The organism is Amycolatopsis sp. w19 (assembly GCF_051373225.1).
GTDB classification, from domain to species: domain Bacteria; phylum Actinomycetota; class Actinomycetes; order Mycobacteriales; family Pseudonocardiaceae; genus Amycolatopsis; species Amycolatopsis japonica.
This window is the reverse complement of the sequence record NZ_JBPQFM010000011.1, coordinates 165161-183094: the sequence shown is the minus strand read 5'-3', so window position 1 is coordinate 183094 and position 17934 is coordinate 165161. Positions and strand designations below refer to the sequence as shown.

The window sequence follows — 17934 nt, the reverse complement described above, 5'->3', positions numbered from 1 at the left end:
TTTGTTGTTAGCGGCAACTTATTACCTGAACCGTCGCGCCCGGCAGGGCCGATCGGAGTAACCCGGACCAGTTACGCCGGTGGTCCGGTGAATCGGCTGGGATCACTGGGCGGACCATCGAGAATCAGGTCGGCGGCGCGAGCGAGGACCTGAACACGGGTCTGTCCCGGGTGGTCAGCGGCGAGAAAGTGGTTGCCGATGGCCGCGCAGAACGCGAGCAGCGCCCGGGCTTCGACCTCGTCCGGGTCGTCGCAGAACGTCGCGATCCCGTCGCGGGCCAGCTGCATCCGCCGGTTGTCCACGCGCCGCAGACGTTCGGCCACGGCTTCGTCACGACGAGCCCAGTCACGCACGGCCAGGTCGATGGGCAGCAGCCGGCCGCCGGAGAAGGTGAGCCGACCGGCCAGCCGGACCTTGTCCCGCGCGTCGCACCCCTCCTGCTCGACACGAGCGAGGACCTCGTCGACGCTTTCGTACTCCCAAGCGTCCAGCATCGCCTCCAGCAGCGCCGCGCGGTCGGCGAAGTAGCCGTAGAACCCGCCCTTGGTCACGCCGAGCGCCTTGGCGAGCGCCTCGACGCGCACCGCGTCCACCCCGCCTTCCGCCAGTGCCCGCAGACCTTCTTCGACCCACTTCTCCCGCGGTGTGCGCAATGCGCCCATGCCGTGGCCCACCTCACCCTCTCCACTGATTGTACGCCACCGTATAACCGGTCTAGCCTGACGTTATACGCAACCGTATAACACAACCTGGGGAGTTGACATGATCAAATGGGCGGGTTGGCTCATCACCCTGTTCGGCACGGCCCACACCTTGGGCGCCCTCACGGTGATGAAGGCCGCCGGTCACGCCGGCGCCTGGTTCAGCGGAGCCCTGTGGCGAGACGATCTCGCCGCCATGAGCCCCGCGAACAGCGCCTTTTGGCTCAGCGCGGCCAGTTTCGGCGTGCCGCTCGTCCTGGTCGGCCTGACCGTGCTCTGGCTGGAGCGTCGCGGCATCACCCCTCCCCTGTTCCTCGCCTGGGCGCTGGGGATCTGGACCCTGCTGATCGCCGCGGTCCTTCTGTTCACGCCCTGGCCGATCCTTCTGATCGCGACCGCGCTGCTGCTGGCCGGGATCCTGCGCAGCGAACCGGCCCCGCCGCGGGATGCGACGGGGCCGGTTCAGGGAGTGCGCGGGATCAGCCGACCGGACGCGGCTTGAGGTTCACCTCCACCGTGTTGCCGGGGCCGGACGTGACGGCGGTGATGATGTCGTTGAGGAACCCACAGCCCTGCAGCGGCGGCAGGGTGTAGGAGCCGGTGAGCTTGCCACCGGCCAGCGGGTCGAAGCCCGCCTTCGACTGCAGCGGGATCTGAGCCGGCGTCTTCGTCTGGCACTTCGCGCTCGCCGAGACCGGGAAGCCGAAGACGCTGATCCGCGGCAACTTGACCGTCACCGCCGAGGTCGACTTGAGCACACCGCCGGCCAGCGTGCCGGTGGTCTTGCCCGCCGACGCGAACTCGATCTTCGCGTTGACCGGGACGAAGCCCCAGAGCGTGAGGTTCGCGCTCGTCGGGTTCAGCGTCAGGTCGGCCTCGAAGGTCCCGTTCGCCAGGTTGATCGCGGCGTTGATACCACCGCGCAGGTCGATCGGGCCGGAGAGCTTCTTCAGCTGCGTCTTGCCGGTCAGGTCGTAGCTGTACTTGACGACCGGGGACGTGCTCGGCTTGGTCTTCGCCGTGACCGGCGCGCTGGCGGCCGACTTGTTCCCCGCGGCGTCCTTGGCGACGACGGTGAAGGTGTACTCCGTGTCGGCCGTGAGACCGTCCACAGTGGCCGAAGTGCCCGTGACCGACTTGACGACCTCGGTGCCCTTCAAGACGTCGTAGCCGGTCACGCCGACGTTGTCCGTCGCCGCGTCCCACGCGAGGCTCACGCTGGTCTGCGTGGTCCCGGTGGACAGCGGGTTGCCCGGCACGCCGGGAGCCACCGTGTCGGGCGCGGCCTGCGTCCGGACGGTGACGGCGGCGCTGGGGGCCGACGCGTTGCCCGCGGCGTCCTTGGCGACGACGGTGAACGAGTACTCCGTGTCGGCCGCGAGACCGTCCACAGTGGCCGAAGTCCCTGCCACCGACTTCACCAGCGTGGTGCCGTTGAAGACGTCATAGCCGGTCACGCCGACGTTGTCCGTCGCGGCGTTCCATTCGAGGTTCACGCTGGTCTGCGTGGTCCCGGTGGAGCGCGGGTTGCCCGGCGCGGCGGGAGCCTGCGTGTCCGGCGCGGCCTGCGTCCGCGCCGTGGCGGCGGCACTGGGAGCCGACACGTTGCCCGCGGCGTCCTTCGCCACCACGGTGAACGAGTACTCCGTGTCCGGCGCGAGACCGTCCACAGTGGCCGAAGTCCCCGTCACCGTCTTCACCAGCGTGCCGCCGTTGAAGACGTCGTAGCCGACGACACCGACGTTGTCGCTCGACGCGGTCCAGGACAGCGCGACGCTGGACTGGGTGACGTCGGTCGTGGCGAGACCGGCCGGAACGCCGGGTGCTTCGGTGTCCGGAGCGGTGGCGGTCCGGGCGGTCACCGGCGCGCTGGGCTCCGACTTGTTCCCGGCCGCGTCCTTGGCCACCACGGTGAAGGTGTATTCGGTGTCGGCGGCGAGACCGTCGACGGTGGCGCTGGTTTCGGTCACCGACTTCACCAGCGTGGCGCCGTTGTAGACGTCGTAACCGGTGACGCCGACGTTGTCACTCGACGCGTCCCACGCCAGGCCGACGCTGGAGGCCGAGGTACCGGTCGAGCGCGGGTTGCCCGGCGCACCCGGAGCCTGCGTGTCGGGCGCCGCCTGCGTCCGCGCCGTGACAGCGGCACTCGCCGCCGACGGGTTGCCCGCGGCGTCCTTGGCCACCACGGTGAACGAGTACTCCGTGTCGGCCGTCAGACCGTCGATCGTGGCCTGCGGTTCGGTGACCGACTTGACGACCTCGGAACCCTTCAAGACGTCGTACCCGGTGACACCGACGTTGTCACTCGACGCGTCCCACGCCAGCGTCACACTGGTTTGGGTGGTTCCGGTCGAGTGCACGTTCGCGGGCGTCGTCGGCGCCTGCGTGTCCGGGGCCTTCGCGGTCCGGGCGGTCGCGGGCGCGGTGGCGGGCGAGACGTTGCCGGCCGCGTCCTTCGCCTTGACGGTGAAGGAATACTCCGTGTCCGGGGTGAGACCGTCGACCGTGGCCGAAGTGCCGGTCACGGACTTGACGAGATTCGCGCCCGAGTAGACGTCGTAGCCGGTCACGGCGACGTTGTCGGTGGCGGCGCCCCAGGACAGCGCGACACTGTTCTGGGTGACGTCACCGACCGTCACGGCGCCGGGAGCCGACGGCGCGATCGTGTCCGCCGCCGCGGTGACGGTGAAGGTGTGCAGCACGTTGGCCTGACCGCTTGCGGGGGTGCAGTCCGCGACGAACGTACCGAGGCCGGTCTCCGCGCCGGAGGCGGTCAGCGGCGTCATGGTCAGCACCAGGTCGTGCACCGACAGCGTGGCCGTCCCCGGCTGGTCGAACCGCAGCGACGGCGCGGAACCGGTCGCGTTGATCACCAGGTCGTTGCCCTTGGGCGGGATGGGTTGCTGCGGAACCGCGGTCGGCACGCCGACGGCGAGATGCCCCTGCGGGCTCGAGACCAGCGAGGTGGCCAGCGCGGATCCCTTGATGGTCTCGGCGCCGACGAGCCGGAGCCCTTCGGTCGCGGTCGAGCCCGCGTTGGAGACCGCCGTGATGTCTATCTTGGGGGTGAACTGGCCCACCGGGATCGAGTTCGGCAGCGTGGCGTTGATGTCGACCGTGACGTCCTGGTTGCCGATCAACGGGAACGGGCAGCTGTAGACCTGCTTCAGCGGCGGGTGGTTCCCCGAGCCGACAACGGCTTCCGGGGTGACCGGCGAACCGGTCACCGTGTAGGTCTGCAAGACGGTCTCGGCCCCCGCCGCCAGCGTGCAGTCCGAAGTGAAGGTGCCGAGACCGGTTTCGGTGCCGTCGGCCTTGAGCGGGGTCATCACCAGCTGCAAGTTGTTCACGGCGAGCGTCGCGGTGCCGGGCTGATCGAACCTCAGCGCGGGCGCGCTGCCCGTGGCGTTCACGACGAGGTCGTTGCCCGCCGCCGGGATCGGCTGCTTCGGCACGTCGGAATCGACCTTCACCGTCATCGTGCCCTGGCTGCCGGGCATCGTCACGGTGGAGGTCGCCTTCGCGGTGCCCTTGATGGACTCGGCACCGACGAGACGAAGGCCTTCCGTCGCCGTCTTGCCCGCGTTGGACACGGCGGTGATCTCGATGGCGGGAGTCAGTTTCCCGGTCTCGATCGTCGAAGGTTGCGTGGTCTTGATGGTGACCGAGACGTTCTGATCACCGATCAACGGGAACGGGCACGAGTAATTCTGCGTGAGCTCACCCGGAGCCGCGGCACTGGTGCCCGAGCCGATCGTGAGACCCAGTGTCACCAAGGCCGCCGTGCTCACGACGGCGATGCCCCCGGCCAGTCTTCGACTACGTCTTCTGTGTTTCACAGGTCCCTCTCCAACACATAGACCACACCCGCCGAAAGCATCGGACAAACGATTAATGGCCGCTTTCGCGGGCCCTTCCCAGCGGGCGCGTGTGCACATTTACGGGTATGCCACAGGGAATTAACACACCCGCGAGGCTCGGCAGGCAAGGAAAATCACAGCGCCCGCGCGACCATTCTTCGTCTTTGTCATACGCGGTCGATTCGCCGTTCGCGAATCTGTCAGCCGCGCCCCCAAAACGTCCGCCGCCACCCCCGCGAGGGTGGTTACTGGCCAACAGGGCCGCGATCGGGTCGGCCTACTTGCCGCGCCAGGGCGGGACCCAGCCGAGGCGTTTGCAGACCGTGTCGAAGTCGGCGTCGGTCAGGCTCCGGCGATCCGAGAGATTCGCCGACCGCGGCCCGAGGATCTGCATCCGGTCGACCGCGGTACCCGGGTCGCCGATGTCCTTGCGGACCTCGATCAGGAAGTCCGCGTAGAGGCGGAACTGGATGTCCGGCGGTGCCCCGGCCGGAAGTCCCTGCATGAGGCGGGAGTACGCCTTGACGATGCCGTCCGAGCCGTAGACGTTCACCCAGGTGTCGAAGCGGCGCTTGTGCTTCAGCTCCTCTTCCGTGGGCAGGTCGTCGGTGGTGAACATCCGTTCCAGCATGTCGACGACGGGTTCGCACATCGCGCGTTTCTGCTCGGAGATCCGTTCGCGGACCTGGTCGGCGCTCTGCACCCGCGCCTCGAGACGGCGCGCGGCCAGCGCGAAGATCCCGGCGACCACCGCCGCGGAGATCGAGGCGACGGCTGCGATCACGGCGACGACGATGGAAGACATGCGATCGATCCAACCACGATCGGCCGCCCGGCGAGTGTCACTCAGCGATCGCGGCCAAGACGCGACGCGCGTTCGCCGCTTCCTCGTCGACGCGGTCCCTCGTCCGCGCGCGAGTGATCAAGGCCTTCCAGAGCGCCCACCCACGGCCACGCTCCCATTCGGAGTCGTCGACCGGAAGCCGCTCGCGGAACGCTCGCCTGCCGTCGGCGGTCAGCGACGTCCAGGCGATCGCCAAGTCACAGGACGGATCGCCGACGCCACAGGTGCCGAAATCGATGACGGCCGCGAGTCCCTCGCCGTCGAGCAGGAGATTCCCCGGCGCGAAGTCGCCGTGGAACCAGCGATCCGTTCCGTCCCAAGGGCTGTCCAGCGCGGTCTTCCAGATCTCGCGCGCTGCGCCGGTGTCGATGTCGCCGTCCAACGCCGCGAGCGCCCGCTCGGTCTGCGCGTCGTAGGTGCGCAGTGTGGCGCCCCGGAACCAGTTGTGCTTGCCGGGTTGCGGGCCGCCCGTCGTGTCGATGGTCCGCAGCGCCGCCAGGAAACCGGCGAGGTCGAGGGCGAACCGGACCGGGTTGGAGATACGGTCGGCGCTCGCGGGTTCGCCGTCGAGCCATCGGTAGACCGACCACTCGAAGGGGTAGCCGGCGCCAGGCCGTCCTTTCGCCAGCGGAACCGGGACGGGCACCGGCAACCGGGGAGCGAGCAACGGGAGCCAGCGCTGCTCCTTGTCCACCGCCAAGGCGTACTCGGCGGCGCTCGGCAGCCGTGCCACCATGTCGTCGCCGATCCGGAAAGTCCTGTTGTCCCACCCGGATTCGGCCACCGGGCGGACCGGGAGACCGGCCCACTCCGGGAACTGCCCGCTCAGCAGCGCGAGTAGCTGCGCCGCGTCCACGGTGACGCGCCGCGGCATCGGGCCCAGGTCCGGCGTAGTGCTCTTCGGTCGCGGGGAATCCACACTCCGAGTCTCGTCGTGCCGTCCAGTGGATATTCGGCGGACGTCATGCCGAGTGGGGAGGATTCGGGACGTCCAACGTCCCGAATCCTCCCCACTCGCAACCGATACCTGCTCCTCCAGCCCTAGCCGAGGGTCCAGTACACCGCGTGCGACTTCCCGGCCGCGTTCGAGGCGGTGCCGACGACGCGGCCGTTGTCCGTGATCCGGTAACCCTGGCTGCGGGTGCCGCCGGGCAGCGTGCCGAGCTGCCTGCGTTCCCCGTCCCGGAACCAGACCGTCGCCTGGCTCCGGAAAGTGCCCGCCACGGTGCCCTGCGAGTCGACCGCTTCGGCGTCGGCGCCGAGACCGTCGTCGGGCAGCGCGATGACGTCGCCGTCGAGATCCCACAGCACGGCCGATCGGCGCGGCGGGTTGAGATAGCCGCTGCCGACCACGTAACCGGTGGGGCCGATCCCGTAGATCCACACCGAATATGGGCTGGGCCAGTCCAGGGGATGGATCACGCCGTCCCGATCCCATTTCGCCGGGATCGGGGGCCCGCTGCTGGTCTCGCGCAAGGCGCCGGCGGCCACTCCGCCCTTGTTGATCCGGCTCGCGCCGCTGCTCACCCCTTGCGGCGCCAGCTCGGTGATCGGCCCGCCGTTCACCCACCGCGCGGCCTGGTTCGCCGCGGAGCGGACGGCGCTGCCGATGACGATGGTGCCGTCGCCGGAGATACCGTCGGCCATGCTCCAGGTCTCACCGGGCAACGTGCCGAGGTCGGTGGCCGTGCCATCGGGATCCCAGCGGAACCCGTGATACTGCTCGGCCGGCGTCAGCCAGGCCCCGACGACGACGTCGGTGTCGCTGATCGCCCAGGCGGTGGCGTTGTGATAACCGGGCGGAAGCTGCAGCAAGGTCGCCTGCCCCGTGGCGTCCCAGCGTGCGGGTACGGCGGTGGTCGCGGTCAGCACGTACCCCGCGGACACCCCGAAGCTGTTGATGTCGCGCACCTGCCCCTCGGTGCCTCCCGGCGTGGGCAGCGCCATGATCTGGCCGGTGGCGTCCCAGCGAACCGGATGGCTGCGCTTCGGGGTCGGGCCCGCGAGCGACAGCCCCACCATCTCCCCCGCCTCGTTGACCGCGAGGACCGTGCTCTCGTCGTCCCCCGGCAGCGTGCCGAGATCCACCGGGCCCGTAGTGGTGGCCCGCGCGGTCCCCGTCACCGCGCCGGTGACCACGGCGAGAGCCGCCACCAGTGTGAACATCCGTCTTCGCGCGACAGGCACACTATTCCTCTTCACGATGACTCCCCAATCCCGATCAGTGGTGTGGATGTGCGGACCCCGGAGCGACACTAATGCACTCACTTCACGAATCGCGCACGTTCCACACGAACAGCCGACCGGGACCGTCAGGCAGCGGAAACTCTTGACAGCAGCCGAATTTGGCAGTCACGCGCGCCGGTATCCGAAAACCCGGCACATTCTTGACACAAGAAGCGCGGACTATCCGGAAAATGCCGTCGGGAAACACAATCGGGCGGCGGCATTCGTACGTTCGGCCGTATCCGGTGGCCGGCGCGTCAGGTGTTCGCGCCGAGCCGGTCCGCCCGGACGAGATCGGCCAGGAGCGCGGCCTGTTCCCGGTGGTATGCCTCGACGTTCGCCAGTTTGACGTCCTCGTAGCCACGAACCAGATCGGGGAGCTCGGCCAAGGCCAGCAGCCTTCCGCGATCGGCCTCCTCGGTGCCGAAAGCGGTGAGGATCGTCGCCCGGTACTGCCCGACGAGCTCCCGCTCCACCTTCCGGACGTGTGCCTTGCCGAACAGGTCCCAGCGGGTGCCGCGCAGTTTCCGCGCGGCACGCAGCGCGACGAACACCGGACGGAACTTCGGGCCCAGCGCGATCTTCCGCTTCATGCCCATCGCGCGCAGGAAGGGCGGGTGCAGGCGGTAGGCGTACCGGCTCCCGACGCCGAACTCCTCCTCGATCCCGGCGAGCACGGCGGGATCGAGCGACAGCCGCGCGACCTCGTACTCGTCCTTATACGCCATCAGTTTGTGCAGATTCCGCGCCACCGCCTCGGTGATGGCGGTCGAATCCCCTTCCAGGATCCGGACACGCTCGACGAACTCGGCGTACTCCCTCGCGTAGTGCACGTTCTGGTACCGGACGAGTTCGGGGACGCGGATGTCCAGCAGCCGCGCGAGTTCCGAACCCGGCTCGGCGTGCACGAGCGCGCGGGCACGCAGGGCGGCCGCCGACGGAGTGGGGCTCGCGGCGACGGCGGCCGGGGCGACCACGGCGTGCAGCGCGTCGGGATCGGCGACGAGTTGCCTGCCGCGCCGGAACGCCTGGAGGTTGCCCGCGACGGCGACCCCGTTGAGTTCGATCGCGCGTTCCAGGCTGGCCGCGTCCAGCGGGATGGCGCCGGTCTGGTGCGCCGCGCCGAGCTGGAGGATGTTGGCGAACTGGTCGTCGTCGAACAGGATTTCCGCCAGTTCCCGCGCGTCGAGCGCCACCGTCCGCGCCGCGTTGTCCGAGATCGCCCCGCGCACGGCGGCGGCATCGGGGAAGGACACCGTGGTGTCGACGACCATCCGGCCGGTCGGCACCTCGGTCGTGGAGACCACGGCCGTGGTCCGGCCGGAGTCCGCCACCGTCAGATGCGCCGGATCAGCGCCGACGAGGACATCGCAGGCCAGGTAGAGGTCGCATTCCCCGGCCGCGAGTTTCGGGGCCTGCGGCGTCGGCTCGGCGGTGATCTTCAGATCCGAGACGACGGCACCGCCCTTCTGCGCGAGCCCGGTCTGGTCCAGTGTCCGGACCTGCTTGCCTTCGAGCACGGCGGCCGTCGCGAGGATCTGCGCGACGGTGACCACGCCGGTCCCGCCGACCCCGGTGATGCGCACGGTGAAGTCGGTGCCGGAGGTCTCGGGCTCGGGCAGTTCGGCCGCGGTGATCTCCCCGGCCTTGCGCCGGTGTTTGCGGCCGGTGGGCACCACCGTCATGAACGAGGGGCAGTCGCCGGCCAGGCAGGAGTAGTCCACGTTGCACGACGACTGGTGGATCGTGGTCTTGCGGCCGAATTCGGTGCTGACCGGTTGAACCGACAGGCAGTTCGACTTCTCGCCGCAGTCGCCGCAGCCCTCGCATACCCGCTCGTTGATCACGACCTTGGCCGCCGGGGTCTCCAGTTTGCCGCGACGGCGTTTGCGGCGTTTCTCGGCGGCGCATTCCTGGTCGTGGATGAGCACCGTCACGCCGGGAACGCGGGCCAGTTCCTCTTGGGTGCTCAGCAGTTCGTCACGGTGCCGGACCTCGACACCGTCCGGCATCCGGACGCCGCGGAGCCGCTTCGGCTCGTCGCTGGTGATGACCACCTTCGCGACGCCTTCGACCAGGAGCAGCGACGCCAGCCGTTCCACCGACAGGCCGCCGACGGCGTCCTGCCCGCCGGTCATCGCGACCGTCGCGTTGTAGAGGATCTTGTAGGTGATGTTCACCCCGGCGGCCACCGCCGCCCGGACCGCGAGGCTGCCGGAGTGGGTGAACGTGCCGTCACCGATGTTCTGCACGAAATGCGAGGCGTCGACGAACGGCTCCATTCCGAGCCACTGCGCGCCCTCGCCGCCCATCTGGGTCAGGCCGACGACGTCCCCGACCTGTTCCGGCTCCATGAACAACGCCATGGCGTGGCAGCCGATGCCGCCGCCGACCACCGTGCCCTCGGGCACCTTGGTCGAGGAGTTGTGCGGGCAGCCGGAACAGAAGTACGGCGTCCTGGTCAGCAGCGGCACGGAGATGCGCTCGCGGCGGCGCTGGTGCCGCCACGCGGTCACGGACGGGATCTCGTGATGCTCGCTCAGCCGGGTGGCCAGCGCCCTCGCGATGGCGTCCGGGTCGAGCTCGCCGAGTTCGGTGCACAGCGTGCGGCCGTCCGGGCCGGTCTTGCCGTACACGGCGGGCGCGCCGGCGGTGCCGTACAAGACTTCCTTGATCGCCGATTCGACGAAGGAGCGCTTCTCCTCCACCACGACGATCTCGTCGAGTCCGTCGGCGAAGCGGCGGACGATCGACGGTTCGAGCGGGTGGATGACACCGAGTTTGAGGATCCGGATCCCGTGGCGGGACAACGCGTCGGCGTCCAGGCCGAGCAACCGCAGCGCCTGCATCAAGTCCAAATAGGACTTTCCGGCGGTGACGATGCCGACGCGATCCGCCGGTCCTTCCTGGACGATCCGGTTGATCCCGCTCGCGCGCACGTATTCGACGGCCAGCGGCAGGCGTTCGGTGTACAGGCTGCGTTCGAGCGCCATCAACGTGGTGCCGAGGAGCCGGGTGCTGGGCTTGTGCCGGTACGCGGGCAGCGCCAGCTCGGGCGCCGTCCACGTCGGCCGGACGTGCGCGGTGCTCGCGGCGTCGGCCACGTTCGCCACGAGTTTCATCGACGACCACAGTCCGCTCGCCCTGGACAGCTCCACGGCGTGCAGCCCGAAGTCCAGCACGTCCTGGGAGTCGGACGGGAAGAACACCGGCATGGCCAGGTCGGCCAGCGCGAGCTCGGAGGCGCACGGCACCGACGAGGACTTGGCGTTCGGATCGTCGCCGACCAGAGCCACCGCGCCGCCCGCCGGGTCGGTCCCCGCGAGGTTGGCGTGCCGCAGGGCGTCGGTCGCCCGGTCGAGGCCGGGGGCCTTGCCGTACCAGAACCCGGTGACCCCGCCGCGCGACGAGCCGACCGACGCGGTGAGCTGGCTGCCCATCACCGCGGTCGCGGCGAGCTCCTCGTTCAGACCGGGACGGTGCACGACGTCGTGCTTTTCGAGCAGGTGGGAGCGGCGGCCGAGTTCGAGGTCGTAGCCGGCCAGCGGCGATCCCTCGTAACCCGAGACGAACACGGCGGGGGACGCCCCGGCGGCGCGATCGTGCCGCACCCGGTCGAACAGCATCCGGACCAGGGCCTGGACACCGCTGAGGTAGACGGTGCCGTCCTCCCGCAGATACCGGTCCTCCAACGTGAACTGCTCCACCAGACCTGCCTCCTTCGGCACCCCCGCGTGACGTCACGACAGGAGACCCGACCGCGCGGGCCCTCGCAACAGGCGGCAGTCTATTGGCACGCTGCACGCAAAAAATCCGGCCCATCTTCTCCGCTGGCCGATATCCGTTGCGTCTGCGTACCATCCTGGCTCATGGCGGACCAGCTCATCGACGAGACCGATCGCGAGATCCTCGAACTGCTGCGGGAGGACGCTCGGCGCACCCTTGGCGACATCGGGGCCCGCGTCACGCTGTCCACCGCGGCGGTCAAACGCCGGATCGACCGTATGCAGGAAAACGGCGTCATCGTCGGCTACACCGTCCAGATCGACCACGCCAAACTCGGCTGGGGCATCGAGGCGTTCACCGAACTGCGGTTCACCGGGACCACCAAGGTCGGCGAGATCGTCCGCACCACCACCCGGATGCCCGAGGCCCAGGCGGTGTTCACGATCGCGGGCGACCCCGACGCGCTGGTCTGGCTGCGGGTGCGGGACATGGGCCATCTGCAGCGCACCATCGACGAGATCCGGCGGCATCACCAGGTGACGGGCACGAAGACGCTGATGGTGCTGGATTCCTGGACGCGCGGTCAGCAGTGGCCGCACCCCTCGTGAGCGGCGGTCCCTGAAGTACATGATGGCCCCCTTCCTGTACCTAGGCGCAAGGAAGGGGGCCTTCATGTACTTGGCAAGCGGGTGGCGCCCCGCAGCAGCCGCTCCCCCGTCCGCACCAGGTACTCGGCGAATTCCGCCGGTTCCTCCACTGTGAACCCGATATCGGTCAGCGTCAGAACCACCGCCAGCCACTCGAACGAATCGACGTAGGCGACGTATCGGCACCTGTCGTCACCGAGCGCTTCGAAACCCCCATCGACCCGGTGAAGCCGGGCAGCGGCCTCGCTCGCGCCGACGTCGAGGGTCAGCGTGATCCGGAGGGATTTCGGGCTGTAGAAGCGTTCCTGGAGGTGCGCCGCGACATCCTCGACGGGGAGCGGACGCGGCTCGAACGCCACATCGGTCATCGACGGCGCGCCGATCCGGTCGAGCCGGAAGCTCCGGCAATCCCGTCTGCCGAGGTCCCAGGCATAGAGGTACCACCGCCTGCCGAGCTGGACGAGCCGCATCGGCTCGACCGTCCGCGACGACGGGCCGTCCTTGCCCGTGTACGCGAACTCGAGGCACCGCCGGGCCGCGATCGCCGCGGCGAGGACGTTCAGGACGTCTTGGGCGACCCGCGGCCGTTCGCCGGTCCCGAACTCGACTGCGGCGAGCATTTCGTCGGTCCGCCGCCTCAGTGCCGACGGCAGGACACGCCGGAGTTTCGCGGCGGCGCGGTCGGCCGATTCGGCGGTCAGGTCCACGCCGGTTCCGCCCGCCGCCGCGAGCCGCAGGCCGAGCACGGTGGCGATCGCCTCGTCGTGTTCCAGCATCAGCGGCGGCAGCGCGGTGCCCGCGACCAGCCGGTAGTTGCCCCCGGGACCGCGGCTGCTCTCCACGGGATAGCCCAGACCGCGCAAGTTGTCGATGTCCCGGCGCAGGGTGCGCGGCGGGACTTCCATGGCCGTCGCGAGTTCGGCGGCGGGCCACGCCCGGCCGGATTGCAGGAGCGACAGCAGCCGCAGCATCCGTTCCCGTGGTGCCGTCACGACGCCTCCCGCTAGTTGTGGCCGTAATCCGGCCACATCTCATCGTAGCCTCGGTTCATGGCGAAAGTTCAAGCGGATCGAGGCCGGTCGATCACCGTGGAAGGAGCCCGGACGCACAACCTCCGCGACATCTCGGTACGGGTGCCGAAACACCGGCTGACGGTGTTCACCGGCGTATCGGGCTCCGGGAAGTCGTCGCTCGCGTTCGACACCATCGCGGCCGAAGCCGAGCGCCTGGTCACCGGGACCTATCCCGCCTTCGTCCGGAACCGGCTCCCCCAGCATCCGCCCGCCGACGTCGACCGGATCGACGGCCTGGTCTTCACCACGATCGTCGATCAACGCCGGTTCACCGGCAACGCGCGGTCCACCGTGGGCACGGCGAGCGACATCGCGCCGCTGCTGCGCCTCCTGTTCTCCCGGCTCGGAAAGCCGGGCGCCGGGTTCTCGCCCGCCTACTCGTTCAACGATCCGGCCGGGATGTGCCCGCGCTGCGAAGGGCTCGGCGCGGTCGACGACATCGACCTCGACCGGCTGCTCGACCGCTCGCGCAGCCTGCGCGATGGCGCCGTGCGGTTCCCGACGTTCGCTCCCGGGACCTACCGCTGGAAACGGCTGGTCCATTCCGGACTCGTCGATCCCGATGTCCCGTTAGGACGGTTACCGGCGGCGAAGGTCGAGGCCCTGCTGCACGCCGAAGCACTCCCCCTCGACGACCCCGGCTCCGAATACCCCAAGCACGGCCTGTTCGACGGCATCGTCCCGCGCCTGCGGGATTCGTACCTGCGCAAGACGCCGTCGCGCCTCACGGCCGAGGAACAGGAAGGACTCGCCGGAGTCGTCACCCGCGGCACCTGCCCGGAGTGCGCGGGAACCCGCCTTTCCGAGGCGGCACGCGGAAGCCTGATCGACGGGCGGTCCATCGCGGACTGGTCCGCCATGCCGGTCGGCGAACTGCGTGACGTCGTCGCGGCCGTGCGCGATCCGTCGGTGACCCCGCTGTCGCAAGCGATCCGGGAACGCCTCGACGCGCTGGATTCCGTCGGTCTCGGCTACCTCAGCCTGTCCAGGGAGTCGCGGACGCTGTCCGGCGGCGAGGCCCAGCGCGTCAAGATCGTCCGCCATCTCGGCAGCGCGCTGAGCGACGTCTGCTACGTGTTCGACGAACCCAGCACCGGCCTGCATCCGCACGACGTGCACCGCCTTCTCGAACTGCTGGCCAGGCTCCGCGACGCGCACAACACGATCCTCGTGGTCGAACACCATCCCGCCGTCATCGCGGCCGCCGACCACGTCATCGACCTCGGACCCGCCGGAGGCGACGGCGGTGGACGCATCCAATTCGAGGGCGGCCCCGGCGAACTCCTCACGGCCGGCACCGAGACCGGGCGGATCCTCGGTGTCCCGCTTCGGTTCCGCGAGCGGACCCGCGTCGCGCGAGGTGCCGTGACGATCTCCGGTGCCCGCAGCCACAACCTCCGTGACGTCACCGTCGACGTGCCGCTCGGGGTCCTGACCGTCGTTTCGGGGGTCGCCGGCTCCGGCAAGAGCACCCTGATCACCGGCGAACTCCCCCGGCGGCATCCCGATTTCGTCGTCGTCGAACAGGCTCCGCTGCGTGGTGGCATCCGGTCGACGCCCGCCACGGTGCTCGGTATCGCCGAGCCCATCCGCGAAGCCTTCGGGAAGGCCACGGGGAAACATCCGTCGTGGTTCAGCGCGAACGGCCGCGGGGCCTGCCCGGTCTGCAAGGGAAAAGGCGTCATCATCACGGACCTGGCCTTCCTCGACGACGTCCAGACCGCTTGCGACGCCTGTGGCGGCACCCGGTTCAACCCGGACGCGCTCACCGCGCGCCTGCACGGCCGGACCATCGCCGAAGTGCTGGCGATGAACCCGGCGGACGTCGCCGCGCTGTTCGGCGAGCGGTCCCCCATCGGGCAGCGGTCACGCTGGCTGGACCGCGTCGGGCTCGGCTACCTGACGATCGGGCAAAGCCTCGACACCTTGTCGGGCGGCGAAAGGCAACGGCTGCTGCTGGCCAGGCACCTCGCCGACGCCGGTCCCGCGCACGAACTGCGCCTGGTCCTCGACGAACCCACGGCCGGCCTGCACGGCAGCGACGTCGACCGGTTGCTCGCGCTCTTCGACGAACTCGTCGACGGCGGCGCGACCCTCGTCCTGATCGAACACGACCAACGGGTGATCGCGCACGCCGACCATGTCATCGACATCGGACCGGGCGCGGGTGCCGAAGGCGGGACGGTGGTGTTCGAGGGCACGCCGTCGGCTTTGGCCGAGGACTCGGCGTCCATCACCGGACGTCATCTGCGAACGCGTTCCCGGCGCCGGACGGCGCCGGGAACACCCACCCGCCCGGGAACAGTTCCCGGGCGAGCGCGATGATTCCCCATCGGGCTTTGCCCGACACGCCGGTACCGAACAGTTCTTGGCCCTGTTTCGCGTGATCTAGCCGACAAGTTCGCAGGCCTTGTCGGCCTTCATCGCCTGATCGAGGCCCGGCACGTCGCCGGTCTTGACCGCGGGCACATGCGTGACCAGATCGGCCCCGCTCAGAGTGAGGGCGGCCTTGGCGTATTCGACGCCGCCTCGTGGCAGCAGGGTGCGGAACTCGGTCACCTTCCCGTGGAGCTTCCGGTAGAACGCCAGCTCGCCCGCGGCCAGTTCGTCGGCGTTCTGAGCGATCTTCGGGAGCTTCTCGAGCCCGGTGATCGCCGCGGTCAGCGCGGTGTCCAGCTTCTTCAGCGACTCCTCGGCCTTCGGCAGATCGGCCGCTGTCTCGATGTCGTAGCCCTTGGCCATGCTGTAGACGATCAGTCGCATGTCCTTCACCGCGCCGCAGTATCCGCCCGCCCAGGAGAGCAGTGCGGGATCCGGGCCGGTCGGAGACGGCGGGGGTGCGGGTTTCGGTTCCGGTTCCGCCGGATTCGTGGCGCAGCCCGCGAGCAGGCAGCCGACGGCGAGCGCCACGGTCACTCGAATGCGCGCTGTCGTCTGGCTCTTCATCCGGCAGAGGGTAAAGCTGTCCGACGGGACCGGTCCCGATGGGAGACGAGATGGCTCACTCTCTGCCGCAACGGATGTACCTGCTCGGCTACGACACCGAGAAGAACCGGCTCGACCCCGCCGGCGCCGTCGTGCGGGGCTCGCTCCTGCGTGCGGCCGCGGTGGCCGATCTGGTCCTCGCGGGCCTCCTCTCCGATCGCGACGGGAAGGCCGAGCGCACGGCCGCGGCGGGTCTCGCCCAGGAAGACCCCTTCCTCGCCAAGGTGCTGGAAGACGCTCCCGGAACGAAACCGCGGCGCTGGCTCACCGTCGTCGACCGCGATTGGCACCGGGCCGAGGACATCGTCCGGGACCAGCTCGCCACGGCCGGGACGATCACGGTCGGCAGGCACCGGGCGATGGGAATCTTCCCCGTCCGAGACATCGCCCTGGCTGATCCTCGGGTGGCAGAAGGGCTCCGTGGACGAGTCCGCGACGTGGTGCTGAGCGGTCAAGACCCCACCGCCGTCCCGATCGAGGACGCGGTGCTCGCCGTGCTCTCCGCCGAGGGCGACGTCCACACGGTGTTCAGCGCCAAGGAGAACCGCGTGCACCGGAGCGCGATCAAGGCGCTCGCGGCGCACGTCGACACCGTCCTGCCCGGACTGCGGAAGGCGGTCCGGTACTCGGTCGCGGCCCGCCGGTCGGTCAGCGGCTAGCCTCCTCCCGGTCGACGACCTTGGTGAGGAAGTGCTGCTGCCCCAGCGTCCACACGTTGGTGGCCAGGAAGTACAGCAGCACCCCGATCGGTACCGGGAAGAACGAACCCGAGACCAGCATGCCGACCGGCGCCAGGTACATCATCAGCTTGGTGATCCCGGCGGTCTCCGGAGCGGACTGCCGCGCGAGGCCCGACCGCATCGAGAGGAACGTGGCCAGGCTCGCGATCAGCATCAGCGGCACGCCGACGGCGATCATGTGGACGTGATCCGTGCCGAACGCCGCCAGTTCCGTCGCGGGTTGCGAAAGCCAGTTGCCGAGCTTCGCGCCGAACAGGTCGGCGTTCAGGAACGATTGCACACCGGCGTGGTCGAAGACGTGGTTCGAGACGGCGCCCGGCGTGAAATCGCGCAGGACCCAGTACAGCGACAGGAACACCGGGAGCTGGATCAGCGCCGGGAGACAGCCGCCCAGCGGGTTGGAGCCGCTTTCGGCGTGCAGTTTCCGGACCTCTTCCGCCATTCGCTGGCGATCCTTGCCGTACTTCTCCTTGATCCGCCGCATCTCCGGGGCGAGTGCCTGCATGCGGCGGCCCGCGCGCAACGCGCCGAGCGCGGGTTTGACCAGCAGGAGACGCAATGTGAAGACGAGGAACACGATGGACAGCACCCAGGCGACGCCCGAGTCGGGGCTCGACACGGCACCGAAGACCTTGTGCCAGAACCAGAGAATGGCGGAAACGGGGTACAGGAAGAAATCGAACATGACCAGGTCACTCCGTCGGTCGAAGGGATGCGGGCAGGAGTGACTGCCGCACCTTCGAACGAGAAAGGTCAGGCAGTCACGATGCCCGGTGACGGAGCCCTGGGCCGGACGCGGCCGCGCGCGTCGGGATCGCGCAGGCTCAGGAACAGCTGCGCGCGTTCGCGCAGGCTGATGGCGCGCACCCGCATCGCGGCGGCCGCCGGTTCGAGGCGGAAATGCACCGCGAGCGCGAGCAGGACGGCGGCGAGGGACGCGGTCAGGGCGGCGGCCAGCCCGAGCGGGTTCGCGACCGCCACCGACGCCGTCAGCGCGGTGGCCAGGCTCAGCGGGTTGATCCCGCCGACGACCGGGAGCACGACGAACAACTCGGGCAGGAACAGCGCAAGCATCAGCTTGAGCCGCACGCCGAAGTAGGTTCGCTCCACGTCACCGACACTACCGGAG

General features: G+C 69.4%; 14 protein-coding genes. 4 read left to right on the top strand and 10 right to left on the bottom strand.

Features of this window, described 5'->3' with window-relative positions; genetic code table 11:
* Positions 1 to 71: 71 nt before the first annotated feature.
* Positions 72 to 662: a TetR/AcrR family transcriptional regulator gene (locus ACSMFO_RS22475; RefSeq protein ID WP_038512122.1), complete on the bottom strand. Its 591-nt coding sequence runs from the start codon at positions 660 to 662 to the stop codon at positions 72 to 74.
* A 100-nt stretch (positions 663 to 762) separates the two neighbouring features.
* Here ACSMFO_RS22475 and ACSMFO_RS22470 point away from each other — a divergent pair, with 100 nt between their 5' ends.
* Positions 763 to 1203, top strand: a complete 441-nt coding sequence (locus ACSMFO_RS22470; RefSeq protein WP_378413018.1) for a hypothetical protein — start codon at positions 763 to 765, stop codon at positions 1201 to 1203.
* Here the strand turns inward: ACSMFO_RS22470 and ACSMFO_RS22465 are convergent.
* The 5 genes from ACSMFO_RS22465 to ACSMFO_RS22445 all read right to left on the bottom strand — a co-directional run bounded on the left by ACSMFO_RS22465 (position 1181) and on the right by ACSMFO_RS22445 (position 11341).
* Complete coding sequence (locus tag ACSMFO_RS22465) at positions 1181 to 4543, bottom strand: fibronectin type III domain-containing protein (RefSeq protein ID WP_436460384.1); 3363 nt, start codon at positions 4541 to 4543, stop codon at positions 1181 to 1183. The two genes, ACSMFO_RS22470 and ACSMFO_RS22465, sit on opposite strands and share 23 nt — an antisense overlap.
* Positions 4544 to 4841: 298 nt before the next feature.
* The gene (locus ACSMFO_RS22460; protein ID WP_038512115.1) at positions 4842 to 5369 is read right to left on the bottom strand and encodes a hypothetical protein; all 528 of its coding nucleotides are present in this window, start codon (positions 5367 to 5369) and stop codon (positions 4842 to 4844) included.
* Positions 5370 to 5406: 37 nt separating this feature from the next.
* Positions 5407 to 6282, bottom strand: coding sequence for an aminoglycoside phosphotransferase family protein (locus ACSMFO_RS22455; protein ID WP_436460437.1), 876 nt, complete (start codon positions 6280 to 6282; stop codon positions 5407 to 5409).
* Positions 6283 to 6449: 167 nt separating this feature from the next.
* Complete coding sequence (locus ACSMFO_RS22450) at positions 6450 to 7574, bottom strand: HAF repeat-containing protein (protein ID WP_436460383.1); 1125 nt, start codon at positions 7572 to 7574, stop codon at positions 6450 to 6452.
* Positions 7575 to 7891: 317 nt separating this feature from the next.
* Positions 7892 to 11341, bottom strand: a complete 3450-nt coding sequence (locus ACSMFO_RS22445) for an indolepyruvate ferredoxin oxidoreductase family protein (RefSeq protein WP_436460382.1) — start codon at positions 11339 to 11341, stop codon at positions 7892 to 7894.
* Positions 11342 to 11503: 162 nt separating this feature from the next.
* Between ACSMFO_RS22445 and ACSMFO_RS22440 the strand changes: the two genes are divergently transcribed.
* The gene (locus tag ACSMFO_RS22440) at positions 11504 to 11968 is read left to right on the top strand and encodes an Lrp/AsnC family transcriptional regulator (RefSeq protein ID WP_038512105.1); all 465 of its coding nucleotides are present in this window, start codon (positions 11504 to 11506) and stop codon (positions 11966 to 11968) included.
* Positions 11969 to 12030: 62 nt separating this feature from the next.
* Here the strand turns inward: ACSMFO_RS22440 and ACSMFO_RS22435 are convergent, their stop codons facing one another.
* On the bottom strand, positions 12031 to 12999 hold the full coding sequence (locus tag ACSMFO_RS22435; protein WP_436460381.1) for a helix-turn-helix transcriptional regulator: 969 nt from the start codon (positions 12997 to 12999) through the stop codon (positions 12031 to 12033).
* Positions 13000 to 13056: 57 nt separating this feature from the next.
* Between ACSMFO_RS22435 and ACSMFO_RS22430 the strand changes: the two genes are divergently transcribed.
* The gene (locus ACSMFO_RS22430; RefSeq protein WP_436460380.1) at positions 13057 to 15405 is read left to right on the top strand and encodes an excinuclease ABC subunit UvrA; all 2349 of its coding nucleotides are present in this window, start codon (positions 13057 to 13059) and stop codon (positions 15403 to 15405) included.
* Positions 15406 to 15468: 63 nt separating this feature from the next.
* On the opposite strand, the gene ACSMFO_RS22425 is transcribed toward ACSMFO_RS22430, so the two are convergent.
* Entirely contained in the window at positions 15469 to 16026 is a 558-nt protein-coding gene (locus ACSMFO_RS22425; RefSeq protein ID WP_436460379.1) for a hypothetical protein, read from the bottom strand.
* A 50-nt stretch (positions 16027 to 16076) separates the two neighbouring features.
* Here ACSMFO_RS22425 and ACSMFO_RS22420 point away from each other — a divergent pair, with 50 nt between their 5' ends.
* The gene (locus tag ACSMFO_RS22420; RefSeq protein WP_436460378.1) at positions 16077 to 16724 is read left to right on the top strand and encodes a GOLPH3/VPS74 family protein; all 648 of its coding nucleotides are present in this window, start codon (positions 16077 to 16079) and stop codon (positions 16722 to 16724) included.
* On the opposite strand, the gene yidC is transcribed toward ACSMFO_RS22420, so the two are convergent.
* Positions 16714 to 17490 (bottom strand): membrane protein insertase YidC, encoded by a 777-nt coding sequence (gene yidC / locus ACSMFO_RS22415; protein WP_436460377.1) that lies wholly within the window; start codon positions 17488 to 17490, stop codon positions 16714 to 16716. The genes ACSMFO_RS22420 and yidC overlap by 11 nt on opposite strands.
* A 68-nt stretch (positions 17491 to 17558) precedes the next feature.
* Positions 17559 to 17915 carry a DUF6412 domain-containing protein gene (locus tag ACSMFO_RS22410; protein WP_038523096.1) on the bottom strand — a complete coding sequence of 119 codons (357 nt, stop codon included), beginning with the start codon at positions 17913 to 17915 and terminating at the stop codon, positions 17559 to 17561.
* Positions 17916 to 17934 lie beyond the last annotated feature (19 nt).